The organism is Streptomyces sp. NPDC008092 (assembly GCF_042957285.1).
Taxonomy (GTDB): domain Bacteria; phylum Actinomycetota; class Actinomycetes; order Streptomycetales; family Streptomycetaceae; genus Streptomyces.
The window spans coordinates 27291-44468 of sequence record NZ_JBIBHY010000010.1 but is presented as its reverse complement, the minus strand read 5'-3'; the positions used below and the strand labels follow the sequence as shown (position 1 = coordinate 44468).

Below are 17178 nucleotides of genomic sequence, written 5' to 3'. Positions count from 1 at the left end.
AGTCGATTTGCGGCTGCCGCCCCGCGGGCGCGACCAGCCACGGACAACCCGCGGCCGAAGGTCGGCAGTTCCCCGACGGCGCTCGGTCAGTTCGTCCCGATCCGCGCCAGCAAGTCCACGATCCGGCTCTGCACCTCGGCACTCGTCGACCGCTCCGCCAGGAACAGCACCGTCTCCCCGGACGCCAGCCGGGGCAGGTCCGCCTGGTCCACCGCCGCCGTGTAGACGACCAGCGGCGTCCGGTTCAGCTGCCCGTTCGCCCGCAGCCAGTCGATGATCCCGGCCTGCCGGCGATGCACCTGCATGAGGTCCATCACCACCAGGTTCGGCCGCAGCTGCCCGGCCAGCGTCACCGCGTCCGCGTCGCTCGCCGCCCGTGCCACCTGCATCCCGCGCCGCTCCAGCGTCGAGGTCAGGGCGAGGGCGATCTCCGCGTGCTCCTCGATCAGCAGCACCCGCGGCGGATGCTGCTCGCTGTCCCGGGGCGCGAGCGCCTTGAGCAGCACGGCGGGATCGGCGCCGTACGCCGCCTCGCGCGTCGCCTGTCCGAGACCGGCCGTGACCATCACCGGCACCTCGGCCGCCACCGCCGCCTGCCGCAGCGACTGCAGCGCGGTCCGGGTGATCGGCCCGGTCAGCGGGTCCACGAACAGCGCCGCCGGGAACGCGGCGATCTGCGCGTCGACCTCCTCACGGGAGTTCACGATCACCGGCCGGTAGCCGCGGTCGCTCAGCTCCTGCTGGGTGGTGACGTCCGGCGCCGGCCACACCAGCAGCCGGCGCGGGTTGTCCAGCGGCTCCGGGGGCAGCTCGTCGTCCATCGGCTGCGGGCGCGGCGGGTCCGCGACCTCGACCGCCCCGCCCGGACCGTCCAGCGGCTCCGGGCCCTCGGCGGCGTTCACGTCCGGTGCGCCTATCGCGTACGACCGTCCACCGCCCTCGGTGGCCCCCACCAGCCGGGACTGACCGGCCAGCGACGGCTGCGGCAGCGGCTGGGCGGGCACCTGCTGGGCGGGGACCGGCTGCTCGGCCGGCGGATGCGGACGGCCGGCCTGCGATGCCTGCGCGGCCGGCGCGGACTGTTCGGCCCCCGGCTGCTCGGCGGCGGCACCCGGGTCGGGGCGGGTGCCCAGCTTGCGGCGCCGGCCGTTGCCGCCCGGCTGGTGCGGGGGCGGGGTCGGCGTCGGCTGCTGCACCTGCGCGGCCTGCCGCGAGAACGGCACCCCCTGGCCCAGCGTGCGCACACTGAACGCCCGGCCCTGCGTCGAGTCCGGGTCGACCGGTGCCGGCGTCGCCGCAGCCGCCTCGGCGGGCAACGGCTGGGCGGCACGCGCCGGTTGGGCGGCGGCGGGAGCCTCGTCGGCGCCCGGCCACTGCTGCGGTACGGGCACCGCCGGCGCGGCCTCCGCCGGAAGCGGAAGAGGGAGCGGCAGCGGCTGGGCGGGAACCGGGACGGCGTCCGCGGCCGGGCCGGGCTGCCCGGGGGCCACCGGAGCAGCACCCGGCGCCTGCGGTTGCGGCTGGCTCTGCGGCGACGCCTGCGCCGGTACGGCCGCGCCCGGCAGCGCCTGCGGGACCGCAGGACCGGGCAGGCCCTGACCCGCCGGGGCGACAGGGACACCGGCCGGCGCGGCGACCTGGGCCGCCGTCGGCCCGGCCTGCGCCGGGATGCTCTGCGGCTGCCCGGCCTGGGCGGAGACACCCTGAGGCTGCACCGGCGGTTGTCCGGGAGCGGCCGCCTGCGCGGGCACCGCCGCTACCGCCGCACTTGCCGGGGTGGTCTCGGCCGGCGGCTGGCCGACCGCCCGCCGCCGGCGGCCGGTCGGCGCGTTGGTGGGGTGCGGCTGCGGCGGGGTGTGGTCCTCGGCCTGGTCGTGCGCCACGGCGTCGTGCCGGCCCTCGTCGCCCGCCGCGCCCATGGCGTGGACCGGCTCGGGGGCGCGGTCGGCCTCGGCGGGCGGCAGCGCGAAGACCGGGCGGGGCCCGGCCTGCTGCTGCTCCGCCCGCTCGGCCGCGGCGGCCAGCGCACGCCGCCGCCGGCTTCCGGACTGGCTCTCGTCGGACGCCTGCTCGGCTGCCGGTCCGGACGGCGCCGAGGGCAGCGCGGGCGGCAGCGCCTGCCGCTCGTCGGGCTCGCGCCGCGCGCGCCGCCCCGACGCCGGAACCGGCACCGGCACGCCCTGCGGCGGAACGGTGCCGCCCAGTCCCGTACCCGAGGCGGCCGCCCCGGCACCCTGCTCGGCCGCCGTCACCACGGCGCCCTCGGCGACCCCGGGGTCGCCACCGTCGGCCGGGCGCCCGCGCCGCCGTCCGGTACCGCCGGACGCCGGCTCCGCGCTCTCGATCGCGGCGGGCCCGCTCTCCGGGCCGGCCGCCTCGGCGGCGCGTCGGCGCCGCCGCCCGGTCGGCGCGGCCGGTGCCTCGCCCTCGCCGCCCGCCTCGCCGGGAACGTCGCTCTCCAGGAAGGCGTCCACGGAGGACCGCCGGGCCCGCCGCCGCCCACCGGCACCGGTCTCGTCGGCGGCCGGGACGAGGGCGATCTCGGTACCGGGCGGCGGGGGCACCGCGCCGGCGCCGCCCCCGATCGGCACCTCCAGCACGAACGCGCTGCCGCTCATGCCCGGCACCTCGTGGGTCTGCAGCACCCCGCCGTGGGCCCGCACGATCCCGCGCACGATCGGCTCGTGCACCGGGTCTCCCCCGGCGTACGGCCCGCGCACCTCGATGCGGACGACCTCGCCGCGCTGCGCCGCCGCGACCACGACGGTGTTGTCCATGTAGCCGCCCGCGGAGACGGGCGCGTTCCCGGTCGCGTCGACTCCTGCCACGTCCGCGATGAGATGCGCGAGCGCGACGGCGAGCCGCTGCGGGTCCACCTCGGCCTCGATGGGCGGCGCGTGCACGGCGAACTGCACCCGTCCGGGCCCGATCAGCTCCACCGCCCCGTCGACACCGGCGGCGACGACGGCGTCGAGCATGACCTTCGTGCGGTTGATGTCCTCCGACCCCGCGTCCAGCCGCTGGTAGCCGAGCACGTTGTCGATGAGCTGGGTGATCCGCGAGTAACCGGCCGAGAGATGGTGCAGCACCTGGTTGGCCTCGGGCCACAGCTGCCCGGCGTCATCGGCGGCGAGTGTCGCGAGCTCCCGGCGCAGCTCGTCGAGGGGGCCGCGCAGCGACTGCGCGAGCAGCGTCAGCAACTGCTCGTGGCGGCCGTGGAGAGCCTCGTACCGGTCCTTCTCGCGCTCGCCGAGGGCCGCGTACCGGTCCTCGCCGGCCGCCAGCTCCTCGGCGTGCCGTTCAAGCAGCTCCTCGACCTCGGTGACGTGCTTCTGGCGCAGTGCGGTCAGGTCGGAGGCGTGCTCCTCGGAGAGCCGCTCCAGCTCGTCGGCGTGCGCCTTCTCCTGGGCCGTCTTCTCGTCGACGACGGTGTCGTACGGCCGCCGGTCGGTGAACGTCATCACGGCGCCGACCAGCTGGTCGCCGTCGCGCACCGGCGCGGTCGTCAGGTCGACCGGCACCTTCTTGTCGCCCTTGGCCCACAGCACCTGCCCGCGCACCCGGTGCTTGCGCCCGGAGCGCAGGGTGTCGGCGAGCGGCGACTCGGCGTACGGGAAGGGGGAGCCGTCGGTGCGCGAGTGCAGTACGAGGTTGTGCAGTTCCTTGCCGCCGAGCTCTCCGGCCCGGTACCCCAGTATCTGGGCGGCGGCCGGGTTCACGAGGACGATCCGCCCGTCGGTGTCCGTCCCCACGACACCCTCGCTCGCCGCCCGCAGGATCATCTCGGTCTGGCGCTGCGAGCGGGCCAGCTCGGCCTCGGTGTCGACGGTGCCGGTCAGGTCGCGGACGACGAGCATCAGCAGCTCGTCGCCGCTGTAGCCGTAACCGTCGTACGCCTGCTGACCGTTCTCCAGGTTGGCGCTGGTGACCTCGACCGGGAACTCGGTCCCGTCGGTGCGCCGCGCGATCATCCGGGTCGGCTTGGTCCGCCCCCGCGGGTCCATGTGATCGGGCCGCCGCATGGATCCCGGGATCAGCCGCGAGTCGAACTGCGGAAGCAGGTCGAGCAGCCCGCGCCCCACCAGCGCGGTGCCCGGGGCCTCGAAGGCCTCCAGGGCGATGGTGTTCGCGTTGACGACGGTGCCGTTGGCGTTGACCAGTACCAACGCATCCGGCAGCGCGTCCAGTATGGCTGCGAGGCGAGCAGCGCCTCGGGATGGCCTGCTGCTCACGAGACGCTTCCTCCCTGTTACCGCACCTTGCCGACCGCTCGGGCCATCTTGCCAACCGGCCCGCGGCGTGTCACGCGAGGGAGTCTAAGGGCACCGGTTGCGCTCGCGACGCCGGATGAGAGGGAGGTCGCACGACGAAGTGACGGCGAACATGTGACCGACACGCCTCACCTCCGCCATACCTTCGCGAGACTTTTACGGAAGCGGGGCCGCGCCCGTGAATCGCCTGTGCCCGCCCTGGGGGATCAGGGAATCAGGGGATCAGGGGGGGGCAGGAGCCGCAGTGCCGATGTGTCCGTCCGTCACCCGAGCTCGTCCGAGGTGCCGAGACCGGGCAGCAGCGGCACCATCCGGTCCCAGCGCCCGATCTCGCAGCCGTTGCTGCGGTCGTAGGCCGCGTCGACCGGGCGGCCGGCCCAGGTCCCGGTGACACGGGCGGTGGCCGGGCCGCCGTAGAGCATGGTGCAGGCGGTGCCCGGGGCGACCGGGGCGAAGGTGTCCCGGCCCCACCGGGTGTTCCGGTCCAGCACCCGGCAGGCGCCGCCCACGTCCGGGTGACTGCCGGCCCCGGGATGACAGGACAGCTCGTACGTCCCGTCCCGCCCGTCCCCGGCGTGCCGCACGGTGATGCTGAGGTGGTCGGCCGCGACTGCGGCGGAGGCGGGCACGGCGGGGACGGCCCCGAGGACGGCGGCGGCGGCCCCGAGGGCGCCCCGCACGGCGAAGTGCGACATACCCTGCCCAACGCGCGGCCCGCCCGGACGTTGCGCGGCGCCCCCACCGGGGGGAAGGGCTTTGCCCTGCGGCCCGGCTGCCTAGTACCGTGGGAGCCGATTGGTGACAGCACGCAGGACTGTGTCATCATCTGCACGCACCACTCGCGCTCACGCGGGCGGCTGTGCTGGAGGCGTCGCCTAGTCCGGTCTATGGCGCCGCACTGCTAATGCGGTTTGGGCCTTAAAGCCCATCGAGGGTTCAAATCCCTCCGCCTCCGCACCTGACTCAGGGAGTCCAACCGTTTCGGTCTGGGCTCCCTGTTTCGCGTTCACGGCCCCGACGCCACGCCCCACGCCCGTCGGCCGGAACCCGCCCGATTCGGCGTTTCCGCAGCTCACAAGGGGTGCGGCTAATGGATTTCACATGGCGGCGGCAGTCATGTAATGTTCTTCCTGTCGCCGCGAGCGGGCCGAAAGGGCCGGGAGCGAAGACAAAAAACCAAAAAAGCAAGCACTCGTAGCTTAACGGATAGAGCATCTGACTACGGATCAGAAGGTTGCAGGTTCGAATCCTGCCGAGTGCACCAGCTGAGAGGCCCCGGAGAGATCCGGGGCCTCTTGCGTTTCGGATTGTCGGCCGTCGGCCCCCCGTCAGTGGCCCCCGTGAGCGGTCGTCGCTTCGGGCGGCTTGCCGGGTGCCGGGGGCGAACCTGCAGGTGGGGTGGCCGGCCCGATGGCAGGGGGGCTGCCGGAGCTTTTCCGTCAGTCTCGCCTCGGGCCGCGTCGGCGGATCGGTGTGCTGTGGCCGTAGTTGTCCGGTGCCTGTCACGGCCGGGGGCCACCGTGGGACGCGGTCGCGGAGGTGCGGACGCGGTTGCCGGAGTGGTCGGCAGGGGTGGTGCGGAAGACGGCCATCGTGACGGGTCGAACGTGCGGCCGAGGTGTGGTCGCCGTCATATGGGTCACCGCGCCGTGAAGAGGGAAAGACTCATGGGGACTTGGAGTCGTAGGGGTGCCGTCACCGTGTTGTGAGGAGGCCGGGTGGGCATCATGGCGAGATCCTGCCGCTGGCCGTGCAGCGCGGTTACGGGTGCCTGGCCGCAGGGCGATCAGTGTGCTTCCCTGAGGGAAGAACCAACTGAATCCGTCCGCGACTCACCATGCGCCGAGGCGAGTTGCGCACTAACGCACGCCCACAACGACCGCATCCACACCGTCGTGTCCGAGGAAACTGCCGGGTGCGGCGGTACAAGTGAGCACGGGGGGGTCGTGGAGAAGCCAGCGATCGACGTGGATCTGGGGATGCCGGACCTGGCCGGGCGGTCGGAGCAGGATCTCGGCGCCCTGCCCGCCGGCCCACTCGGCCAGATCGTGCGCCGGGTCGTGTACGGCCACGGGGACCCGAACGGCGGTGCGTCCTCGTTCGATTCAGCGCTGCCGCCGGACACCGAGTCGCGCCCGACACGGAGGGGTGCCGGGTCTCGGGAGGTGGCGCATGCGGAAGGTACGGCCTTTTCGTGAATGGGTGGTCAAGGTCGCCCAGCGGTGCAACCTGGCCTGTGATCACTGCTACGTGTACGAACTGCAGGACACCACCTGGCGGGACAAACCCGTTGTCATCGCGGAGGAGTCGGCCGACCGGCTCGCCGAGCGGATAGCGGAGCACGCCCGGGACCATGCCCTGCCGGCGGTTCGCGTCGTGCTGCACGGTGGCGAGCCCCTGCTCGCCGGGAGACGGCGGATCGAACACCTTGTCTCGGTCTTGAGGTCCGCCCTGCAGGGCCTGTCCGATTGTGATATCTCACTACAGTGCAACGGGACACTCCTGGATCCTGAGTGGCTGGATCTGTTCCGCCAGTACGGAGTGTCTGTGGGGGTCAGCCTCGACGGCGACCGCACGGCGAACGATCGTCATCGGCTTTCCAGGAACGGCCGGAGTAGCTACACCGCCGTTCTGAAAGGGCTGGAACTGTTGAGGCGACCGGAGAACAGAGCGCTGTACAGCGGTCTGCTCTGCACGGTGGACACGGCCAACGATCCCGTGGCGGTGTACGAGGAGCTGCTCTCCCACGAGCCTCCGATGATCGACTTCCTCCTGCCGCACAGCACCTGGGAGCATCCGCCGCCCGGCCACGACACCGCGGCGACGCCTTACGCCGACTGGCTCCTGGCCGTTTTCGAGCGCTGGTACACCGCACCGGTCCGGGAGACGCGGATCCGCCGCTTCGAGGACATCATGGAACTGTCCCTCCGCGGCGCGCTGCCCTCGGCTCCCGTGGTGCCCGCTCCCGTGGTGCCCCCGGTCTCCGATTTCATCGTGGTGGAGAGCGATCTGTCGGTCGAGCTCCCCGACAATCTCAAAGCCGCCTACGACGGCGCCGCGGCGACCGGACTGAATCTCATCGAACACGACTTCGACACGGTGGCCCGTCATCCGAGCGTGGTGGCGGCCCGTGGCGAGGGACCGGCCCCGCTCGCCGCGGACTGCGTCGAGTGCCCGGTGGTCCGGCTGTGCGGCGGCGGCCTGCGGGCCCACCGCTTCCGCGCCCCTGACGACTTCGACAATCCGAGCGTCTACTGCGCGGATCTCCGCCGGCTCACCACACACATCCACGACCGCGTGGTGGCCGACGTCCGAGAGCTGTTCGGGAGGGCCTCGTGACCGAGCCCATGGCGTTACGCATGACGGCCGAGGACTTCGGCGCCCTGGCCCGTTGCCGACCGGTCCCCTCGGCGCTGGCCGTACTCCACAGGGCACAGACCAGCCAACGCCTGCTCCTGCTGACGGGCCTGGCCGACTCCGCCCGGCGGCGGGTGCCGGACCTCTGGGCGCACAGCGCCGCCGCGGGCTGGGAACTGTGCCTCCAGGCGTACGAGGCGAATCCGCGGGCCTTCGAGAAGGTGCTGCTGCACCCGCATGCCGGGGTCTGGCTCGGGCGGTGTCTGCGCGCCGTCCACGGCACGGGCCCGGACCACGACCTCGCCGCCGACCTGGCCCGGCTGGGGACGTTCGGGCACGCCGCCGCGTTACGCGGCGGCCTGCGGCCGAGACTGGCTCTTCCGGTCCCCGACGGGCTGCTCTGGTTGCCCACGCTGGGCGCGGTCCGGCTGCCGGAGGGCACCGCAACCGTCCGGCTGGACGGCTGGACCCTGGACCTCCCGGACCGGGAGGTGGACCTCCGCGAGAACGGACCGGACCGCGGGTATCGTGCCGGCGCGGTGCGCCGGTTCGCGCCCCACCGTGTGGTGATTCCGTCCGCGGCTCCGGCGCCCCGCCTGTCGGTGGTGGTGGAGGACATCGATCCCTATCGGGACGTGCACGGATTTCCGGTCCAGCCCCGGCAGACCCCAACACAGCTCGCGGCCTGGCGCACGGCGCTGGAGCAGGCGTGGCGACTGCTGAACGACCTGATGCCCGAGCGGGCCGCCGACTGCGCCGCCCTGTGGTCGGCGCTGGTCCCGCTGCAGCCCGGGCCCCTGGGGCGGGGGCGCAGCTCGTCGACCCGTGAGGCGTACGGGGCGGTGGCGGTCGCGCCCGAGCGGGATCCGGTGCGGCTGGCCGAGACCGTGCTCCACGAAACGAGCCACATAGCCCTGGCGGCCCTGACCGACCTGGTCGATCTGACCGATCCCCAGGACCGGACCCGCCACCGGGTGGGCTGGCGCCCCGATCCCCGGCCCCTGGCCGCCGCGCTCACCGGGACGCACGCCCACCTCGGCCTGCTGGAGTTCTGGTCGCGTGTCTACCACGAGTCCGACGGCGTACCGGCCCGTGCGGCCGAGGCCCGGCTGCGCCGGTACGGCCGGCAGGTGGTCATGGCGCTGCGGGTGCTACGGCGCAACAGGGCCGCTCTGACGTCCTGGGGCGCCTATTTCGTGGAGTGCATGACGGACGAGGCGGAGCTGCACGGATTCCGGGTGCGGCCGCCGGGCGTGATTCACCCGTCTGTGGGGTCGGGCGTCGAAAGACCGCCATCTGTCCGGGTGGCCCATGAAGAAGTGGAAGACATCCCTCCTTCGGGGGCGGCGGAGGTCCGGCCACCGCCCTCGGGGCGACTGGCGGTGCGGTAAGCAGGCGGTTCCGTTGTCGCGGAGTGCGGGGACGGGGGGTCGACCAAGGGGAGGAGGGGGCGTGGGCGGAACGGGTTGCGCAGCGTCGGTCCTGCAACGAGACGTCGTATGCCGCCTATTGTGCGCAAATACCCTTTGTCTTTGTTTCTTCTGTATTCGAATATCGAGCCGATTTGGTGTGGCTGAAGTCGGGGAGGGTGGCGGCACGCTCCCGGCCTCTGTCCGGCGCAGCCCGAGGCTGCCCGCGCCCTGGGGCCGTGCCAAGCAACTGGAGTCACCGTGAGCCACTTCTACCTGAGTCACGTTCGCACCGTCGACGAGGAGTGGGTCGCGTCGTTTTTTCACGACCTCTGCCGGGTCGTCGCCGAGCGCACGGGGCGTTCCCCGGAGGTCGTGGGGGTGCGCGGGAAACCGCACTCGCCCGAGGTGTCGGTGGATCTGCTGGGCCGGTCCACCGTCCTTGTCGTGCTGCACTCGCCACGCTACTTCAGCCAGTCCTACTGCCGGGCCGAGTTGTCCTACTTCCAGCGGCGGCTGAACATGCTGTGGTCCAGGACCGGCCGCAGTGTCGAGGCGATCGTCCCCGTCATGTGGGAGCCCGACCCGGCGCACACGCTGGACGCCGTCGTCCCCGCCGCGCCGCTGAACGTGCGGTCGGCCGCCTACCGGCGCGACGGACTGCTGCACCTGCTGCGGCTGAAGGCGCGCTACCGGTCCGACTACGAGGAGGTGCTGAGGGCCACCGCCGACCGCATCGTCGCGGCCGCGGAACAACTGCCCGAGGTACACGGATTCGACGCGAGCGGCAGCCATTCCCCGCTCGGCGCCCCCACTCCCAGCGGCGGCCAGACGGTCAGTTTCGTGGTGGCGTCCACGGCCGAGGACGACCTGCCCGAGGAGCGGCAGTCCAGCCAGTACTACGGAAAGACGGCCCTGCACTGGTCCCCTTACGCTCCGGGGGAACACGAGGCCCTGGTCTCGCTGGTGAAGAACACGGCCACCGCCCTGGACTTCACCGCGACCGTGCTGCCGCTGGACGAGGAGACCGTCGCCCGGATCACGCGCGAGCAGGACCCCGAGCAACTCGTCGTGCTCCTGGTGGACGCGTGGGTGGCCCTGCGGCGGGAGAAACGCCGGCTGCTGACAGCCGTGGACGAACGAAGTCCCGACGCGACCACCGCGCTCGAACCCAGGTCCCGTGACGACACCGAGTCGGTGGAGCAGACGGTCACCCTCGATGAACTCCTGGACCACACGCTTCCCCTGATGCGCGGGCAGCACAGCGAGTACGACCGCTGGGGGCTGCCGGACGCGGAGAGTTTCACCTCCTCGCTGCGCAAGGTCCTGATCCGCCTCCAGAACGAGGCGCTCAAGTCGGTGGAGGTCGTTCGCTCCCCGGCGACGCCGGCCGAAGGTCTGCACACGTTTCCCCTGCTCGGAAGGTATTCCTCATGACGTTCGACTCGGGTGACGCCGGCACCCGCGAGTCCGGCACGATCGTCACGTTCTACTCGTTCAAGGGTGGAACCGGCCGCACCATGGCCCTGGCGAACGTGGCCTGGATCTTGGCCAGCCAGGGGAAACGCGTGCTGGCCATGGACTGGGACCTGGAGGCGCCGGGTCTGCACCGCTACTTCGCTCCCTTCCTCGGCGACCCGGAGCTCGACTCCACCCCCGGCCTCATCGATCTGATCCGCGGATTCGACCTGGCCAGGCCGAGGCCGGCGGACGGCGACTACAGTCAGTACGCCCGGGTGGAGCGCTTCGCCTCCACTTTGGCGTGGAGCTTCGACAGCGGCGGCTATGTCGACTTCGTCTCCCCGGGACGGAAGACCCCCGAATACTCCGAGACGATCAACACGTACGACTGGAAGGGGTTCTACGACCGCCGGGGCGGCGCGGCCTTCCTGCACGCCCTGCGCGAGGACATGCGGCGCAACTACGACTACGCCCTGATCGACAGCCGGACGGGCTGGAGCGACACCTCCGGCATCACCACGATGGTCATGCCGGACGTGCTGGTCGACTGCTTCACGCTGAACACCCAGTCCGTGGACGGCAGCGCCAGCGTGGCCGGGGACGTACGGCGCTCGGTGCCGCACGTCAGGATCCTCCCCGTGCCCATGCGGGTGGAGGACGCCGAGCAGGAGAAGCTCGTGATCAGCCGGGGCCATGCCCGCCAGCGCTTCCAGGAGTTCCTGAAGGACACGCCGCGGGCCGCCGACCCGGACGGCTACTGGGGCGCGGTGGAGATCCCCTACAAGCCGTTCTTCGCCTACGAGGAGGTGCTGGCCACCGTCGCGGACACGCCTCGCCAGCCCGCCTCCCTGCTGGGCGCCTACGAACGCCTCACCTCGGTGATCACGGACGGGCAGGTGACGGCCCTGCGGCCGGTCGAGGAGCCGGTGCGCAGGCAGCTGCTCGCCCGCTTCCAGCGGGTACCGGTGCCCGGCGGCCGCCTCGTGCCCCGGGTGCGCGTGGACTACGCGCTGCGCGACGGCGCCTGGGCTGATTGGATCGCGGCCCAGCTGCAGGCCGCGGGGATCTCCGTGGCGCTGCGCGGCAGCAGCCCGTCCGTGCCGTTGTCCAGCGCTCCGCCGGAGGGAGCCGACGTGGTCGTCGCGCTGCTCTCGCCGGACTTCGCCACCACACCGGTCGCCGACGAGGTGCGTGCCCTGGCGGCGGCACCCGAAGGGCCCAGGATCATCGGGCTGCGCACGCGGGAGCACCAGCCGGAGCCGGTGCTGCGCGGGCTGCCGGGATTCACGCTGGTGGACCAGTCCGCCGCGCAGGTGCTCAACAGGTTCTTCGGCCTGCTCGAACTTGAGGCGCGGATCCCCGCCGTCAGCGGGGACCTCACCTATCCGGGTCTGGCCCCCCGGATTTTCAACGTCCCGCGCCGCAACAACGCCTTCACCGGCCGCGACGTACAACTGGACCGGTTGCGGTCCGAACTGAATTCGGAATCGCTGCGTTCGGACACCCCGGTGGGCAGGGTTTTCCTTTACGGCCTGGGAGGAATCGGAAAGACCCAGATCGCGCAGGAGTACGTCCACAGGTACGGTTCCCAGTACGACCTCGTGCATTGGGTTGAGGCCGAACAGCCCAACCGGATCCCCCAGCTCCTCGCGGATCTCGGGCTTGAGCTGGGAATTCCCGGCGACACGGTCGACGAACGCGCGCAGGCAACCGTGACGGCGCTTAAGAATGGCGATTACGGTCGTTGGTTGCTGGTTTTCGACAACATCACCGAAAATCAGGACGCGAACGGAGAGACCCAGGACAGGGACGAGGGAGACACGACAGTGGAACGGTACCTTCCCGCCGAGGGGCCGGGACACGTCATTCTCACCGCCCGGCGATCGCCCCACGAGGAGAACCAGGTCTCCGTGGAGGTCGACGCCTTCAACAGGTCCGAGAGCATCGCCCTGCTGCGCCGCAGGGTGGACGGACTCTCCGCGCGCGACGCCGACCGGATCGCCGAGACGCTCGGCGACTTCCCCATGGCCATGGAGCTCGCGGCGGCCTGGCTGCAGCAGACGGCCATGCCCCTGGACACCTACCTCGAACAGGTCAACAGCCGGGTCAGCACGGTGCTGAGCGGCACCGCGGGCACCGGCGACAGCCAGCGGGAGTCCCTTCTGCCGGTCTGGCGGCTGACCGTCGACCGGCTCGGCAACGAGCGGCCCGCGGCGGTCCGGCTCCTCGAACTCTGCGCGTTCTTCTCTCCGGAGCCGATCGCGCAGTCCCTCCTCTACAGCGACGCCATGCGCAACCGGCTCGCCGAGGAGACCGGCGACGAATCCGTGCTCGACCCCATGGTGATGGGGTACCTGATCCGCGACCTCGGGCGGTACGCGCTGGCCACGGTGGACCAGCAGAACAGCTCCATCCAGGTCCACCGGCTGGTGCAGGCCGCGGTGCGCGAATGGCTGGGCGAGGACCCCGAGCGCGCGAAGCAGACGCGGCGCCAGGCACAGCTCGTGCTGGCGGGAGCGCTGCCCTCGGCCTCCCTCCAGGAGGACAGCGTCCCGGTCCGGCAGCGGTTCGCGGAGCTGCTGCCCCACCTGGAGCCCTCCGAAGCGATCTCCAACACCGATGCGCGGGTGTGCGAGTGGGTCATCCGCCAGGTCCGCAACCAGTCGCGGATCGGCGACTACCGGGCCGCCGCCGCGCTGGGGCAGAAGGCACTCAACACCTGGACGGAGTCCCTCGGCGCGGACCACCACCTCCGGCTGCGGCTGGCCGCCCAGGTGGCCAACCCGCTGCGTTCCCTGGGCCGCTACCAGGAGGCCCACGACGTGGACGCCGACACCCTGCGGCGGCAGCGCGAGCAGCTCGGCCCCGACGACGGCTACAGCCTGATCACCGCCCGCAACTACGCCGCCGACCTGCGCGGTCTGGGCCGTTACCAGGAAGCGCACGACGAGGACCAGCGGACCTTCGAGCTCTACCGGAACAGCCCGCACTTCGGCCCGGACAACGAGGAGACCCTCCGGGCGGCGAACAGCCTCGGTGTCTCCCTCAACCTCGCGGGCCGTCCGGGTGAGGCCCTGGAGCGGGCCGCGGAGACATACCAGAGGTGCCGCCAGTCCCTGGGGCTGCAGAACCGGGTCACCTGGATCGTGGCCAACGGAGCGGCCCTGGACCGCCGGGAGACGGGCGACTACCAGGGTTCCCTCGATCTGCTCATGGAGATCCGCAAGCGGTTCGTCGGCCTCCAGAAGGACGAGAAGTCCAACGACGTGCTCCGCACGGACGCGTCCCTCGCCGTGACCCAGCGCCGTCTCGGGCACTACGACGAGGCCGAGGCACTGACCCGCTCGACTCTGAACGTGTACCGGCAGCGCTATGGCGAGGCGCACCCCGACACCATGTCGTGCACGGCCAATCTCGCCTGTGACCTGCTCGCCCTGTCGCTGCTGGATCCGGTCCGCGGATCGGAGGCGGTGGACCTCGGGAAGCAGAACTTCGAGCGCTACCGCGAGCGCCTCGGCGCCGACCACCCGTTCACCCTGTCGGCGGCGACCAACCTGGTGGCCATCCTCAGGAACCGCGGCGAGACCGAGCGCGCGATGGAACTCGCCGACGAGACGCTCCCGCTGCTCGTGGAGCGGCTGGGCACCGGCCATCCGGCCACCGTCGCCTGCCGCTCCAACCGGGCCGGTGTGCTCTCCGCGCTGGGACAGTACGACGAGGCGCTGGCCCAGGACGAGGAAGCCCGCGAGGCCTATCGCGAGCTCTACCGCGACCACCACCCGCGGGTGCTCTGCGCGGAGTACAACGTCGCCCTGGTCCGCAGTCTGATGGGTGACGACGACACCCTCCCGGGCGTCCGCGGGGCCGCGCTGGCCGCCGAGCGCGAGTTCGGGCCGGGCCATCCCGTGGTCCGCGTGATGAGCGAGCGGAAGCGGATCGACTTCGACCTGGAGATGCCGCCGATCTGAGCCGGCCGAGCGCGTGACCGTCCCGGGACTGTGCCGGGGCGGTCACGGCACACCGGGTCAGTTGCGCAGAGTCGTCCCGTACCGGCGCACGAACCGTCGCACCGTGCGGTTCATCTCCTCCTCCCGCCAGGCGGGCAGGCCCTCCAGCCGGGTGTGCGCCCCGGTGGCGCCGAGCAGTTCCCCGTCCACCACGAACAGGAACAGCAGCCCCACCGGGTAGGCCGTGTCGAGTGCCCTGACCAGGTCGGCGTCCGGGGGATGCGGGACGATCACGACCACCGGCCCGAAGTCGTGCTCGTGCTCGCGCAGCGTCTCCTCGTCGTGGATGTCGAACTCCTCCAGCAGTTCCTCTCCGATGCGCTGCACCAGATCGCCCAGGACGCCTGCGCCCGCCGTGAGCGCGACGACGAAGTGGTCCCAGGGCAGCGGCTGCTCGCTCGCCCGGTGGATGTAGCGGCGTGCCGTGTCCGTGGAGAGCGCGGGCAGCACCGCGACCCTCGGGGAACCGGTGTCGAGCACCCCGCGCATCCGGTCCGCCTCGGCCGCGGGCACCCGGGCATGGGTCACGCTCAGCTGGATGAGTTCCCGCGAGGCGTCCGGGCCGGACAGGGGCAGCAGTTCGGTGAGGGCCACCCGCAGCGGGTCGGTCTCGGGCTCGCTCGGCCGTTCGGCCAGGAGACCCGAGGCGAGCCGGTGGCGCATCAGGGGGGACAGCGTCTCGACCGGCACCCCCAGCGTCGCGCCGGCCCGGCTCAGGCTCTGCGCGTCCACCTCCCGCAAATGGTGGACCACCCGGTGGTGCACCTTCGCCCCGATCAGGTCGGCGCGCATCAGATCGAGTTGCGGCCGGATGTCGCGTCGTACGGAGTCGATGTCGTCCTTCCCCTGCCACTGCACCGTCTGCCGTCTGTTCGGGCTGAGCGACCCCAGCCCGCTCTTCTCCAGCGCCTCCAGGGTCACCTCCGGCAGCATCAGCAGGATCACCGGGAAACCGTCGTGCCGGTTGCGCAGTTCCGCCATGGCCAGCTCGTTCTGCACGTGCTCGGATTTCAGGGCATGGCTCGACACGATCAGGAGCATGCCGTGGGCACGGCCCATGCCGTCGGAGATGGCCTCCATCCAATCCTGTCCCGGCACCAGGGACTCCCGGTCCACGATGATCGGCTCGCAGCCCTCCTGGTACAGCAGTTCCTCCATGGCGCGGCGGGCCGGCCAGCAGTTGCAGGGACAGCCCGGGGGTTCGCTGCGGCTGAGGAAGACATGGGGACCGGGCATGGGACTCCTCGTGCGGGACCGCGACGGGTCAGCGAGCGGGTGGGGTGTAGGGGTCCGTGGCCCCGTCCGTTGGTGGGTGTGCGGGCGTGCGGATCCGGAACCAGCGGGTGCGGCCCGCGTCGAGCTCGACGGCGACCAGGCCGTCGGGAGCCGGCCGCAGGACCCGCGGCGGCGCGGCGGGCGGGAGGTCCGGGAGGCCCGGGAGATCCGGGAGGTCCGGGAGGTCGTGGGCGATCTCGATCAGCTCGGTCCCTGCGGTCGCCTCCGGCAGGGGGACCTGGGCGGTGACCGGCGCTTCGGCCGTGCTGGTCAGGCAGAGGACGGCCTGCCCCGCGTGGCTCCGGTGCACGGCGGTCACCCGCGCGGAGCCGGTGGGCAGCCACTCCACTCCGCCGTGGCGCAGGGCCAGCTGCGCGGCGCGCGCCGCGAGCAGGGGGCGGAGCGCCGCGGCCGTCCGGCCTGCCGGTGCCAGGACCGCGGCGGGGACTTCGTGGCAGCCCGGCAGGGCCAGCAGCAGGCAGGCCCGCGGACGGGGGAGCCCGTCCGGGAGCGACCAGCTGCCGTGCGGCGCGCTCGGGGCGGTCGCGGGCTCCGGCGGTGTGGTCAGGGCGAGGTGGCCGGTGCCGAGAGCGGTGTGGGGGGTGCCCGTCGTGACGACCGCCGCCTGCGGGTAGGCGTCCAGCAGATGGCGCAGCCGGGTGACCAGGGACGCCGGCCACCGGCTCGTGTCGCCGAGCCGGAGTCCGTCGACCGTCTCCTCCAGCAGGCCGTGGGCCCGGCCGAGCAGTTCGCCCTGCGCGGGGTCCGCGCCGGGCGGCGCCAGTTCCACCAGCACGCGCAGCCCCTGGTCGCGGGCCTGTGCCAGCAACGTGGTGAACTCCTCCGAGTCCGGTGCCAGGGAGGCGGGCAGACAGACGTGCCCGATGCCCCAGCGTCGGATGCCGGCCGGCAGCATGGCGTCGCGTTCCGGCAGCACCACCCCGACGCTGTCCCGGAGCCAGCCGGGTCCCGCCCCGTCGGGCGGGGAGGGGACGGGGCCCGGGGTGAGCAGGTGGGTCCGGCCGTCCTCGGCACGGATCTCCACCTCGCCGCCGTGCCCCGACACCAGCAGCAGCCCGCCCGTCGCCGGATGTACCTCCGCCACCCGGAACGGCATCGGCACCGCCGTGACCGGACCGCCCGCCGGCCAGTCCAGGCGCAGCAACCGGTCCCCACCGTCGGCGGCCACGACCAGTCCCGCGTCGGCGAGCAGCGCGAGTGAGGCCGCCGGGGCCGGCAACGTACCCAGCAGGACGGCCCCATCGGCCGTTCCGCCGGAGCTGTCGGCCGTTCGGCGAGCACCATCGGCCGTTCCGCCGGAGCTGTCGGCCGTTCGGCGAGCACCATCGGCCGTTCCGCCGGAGCTGTCGGCCGTTCGGCGAGCACCATCGGCCGTTC

Annotated in this window: 8 protein-coding genes and 2 tRNA genes; 6 read left to right on the top strand and 4 right to left on the bottom strand. The window is 72.4% G+C overall.

Annotated features, from left to right (window positions below; genetic code table 11):
- Window positions 1-86 precede the first annotated feature (86 nt).
- Window positions 87-4232 carry a PAS domain-containing protein gene (locus tag ACFZB3_RS30095; RefSeq protein WP_391380739.1) on the bottom strand — a complete coding sequence of 1382 codons (4146 nt, stop codon included), beginning with the start codon at window positions 4230-4232 and terminating at the stop codon, window positions 87-89.
- A gap of 302 nt (window positions 4233-4534) precedes the next feature.
- A complete protein-coding gene (locus tag ACFZB3_RS30090; RefSeq protein WP_391380737.1) occupies window positions 4535-4966 on the bottom strand; it encodes an SSI family serine proteinase inhibitor in 432 nt (143 codons plus the stop codon).
- A 169-nt stretch (window positions 4967-5135) separates the two neighbouring features.
- Here ACFZB3_RS30090 and ACFZB3_RS30085 point away from each other — a divergent pair.
- The 6 genes from ACFZB3_RS30085 (at window position 5136) to fxsT (ending at window position 14466) form a co-directional block, all read left to right on the top strand.
- Window positions 5136-5226: transfer RNA gene (locus ACFZB3_RS30085), tRNA-Ser, on the top strand.
- A gap of 233 nt (window positions 5227-5459) precedes the next feature.
- A tRNA-Arg gene (locus tag ACFZB3_RS30080) sits at window positions 5460-5535 on the top strand.
- A gap of 938 nt (window positions 5536-6473) precedes the next feature.
- Window positions 6474-7610 (top strand): FxsB family cyclophane-forming radical SAM/SPASM peptide maturase, encoded by a 1137-nt coding sequence (locus ACFZB3_RS30075; RefSeq protein WP_391380735.1) that lies wholly within the window; start codon window positions 6474-6476, stop codon window positions 7608-7610.
- The gene (locus ACFZB3_RS30070; protein ID WP_391380732.1) at window positions 7607-9019 is read left to right on the top strand and encodes an aKG-HExxH-type peptide beta-hydroxylase; all 1413 of its coding nucleotides are present in this window, start codon (window positions 7607-7609) and stop codon (window positions 9017-9019) included. The genes ACFZB3_RS30075 and ACFZB3_RS30070 overlap by 4 nt, the downstream gene beginning before the upstream one ends.
- A 279-nt stretch (window positions 9020-9298) precedes the next feature.
- On the top strand, window positions 9299-10474 hold the full coding sequence (gene fsxC, locus ACFZB3_RS30065) for an FxsC protein (RefSeq protein ID WP_391380730.1): 1176 nt from the start codon (window positions 9299-9301) through the stop codon (window positions 10472-10474).
- On the top strand, window positions 10471-14466 hold the full coding sequence (gene fxsT / locus ACFZB3_RS30060; protein ID WP_391380727.1) for an FxSxx-COOH system tetratricopeptide repeat protein: 3996 nt from the start codon (window positions 10471-10473) through the stop codon (window positions 14464-14466). The genes fsxC and fxsT overlap by 4 nt, the downstream gene beginning before the upstream one ends.
- A 57-nt stretch (window positions 14467-14523) precedes the next feature.
- Here fxsT and ACFZB3_RS30055 read toward each other — a convergent pair whose 3' ends face one another.
- Complete coding sequence (locus ACFZB3_RS30055; RefSeq protein ID WP_391380725.1) at window positions 14524-15741, bottom strand: TIR domain-containing protein; 1218 nt, start codon at window positions 15739-15741, stop codon at window positions 14524-14526.
- 28 nt (window positions 15742-15769) lie between these two features.
- Window positions 15770-17020, bottom strand: coding sequence for a hypothetical protein (locus ACFZB3_RS30050; RefSeq protein ID WP_391380722.1), 1251 nt, complete (start codon window positions 17018-17020; stop codon window positions 15770-15772).
- Window positions 17021-17178: the final 158 nt, after the last annotated feature.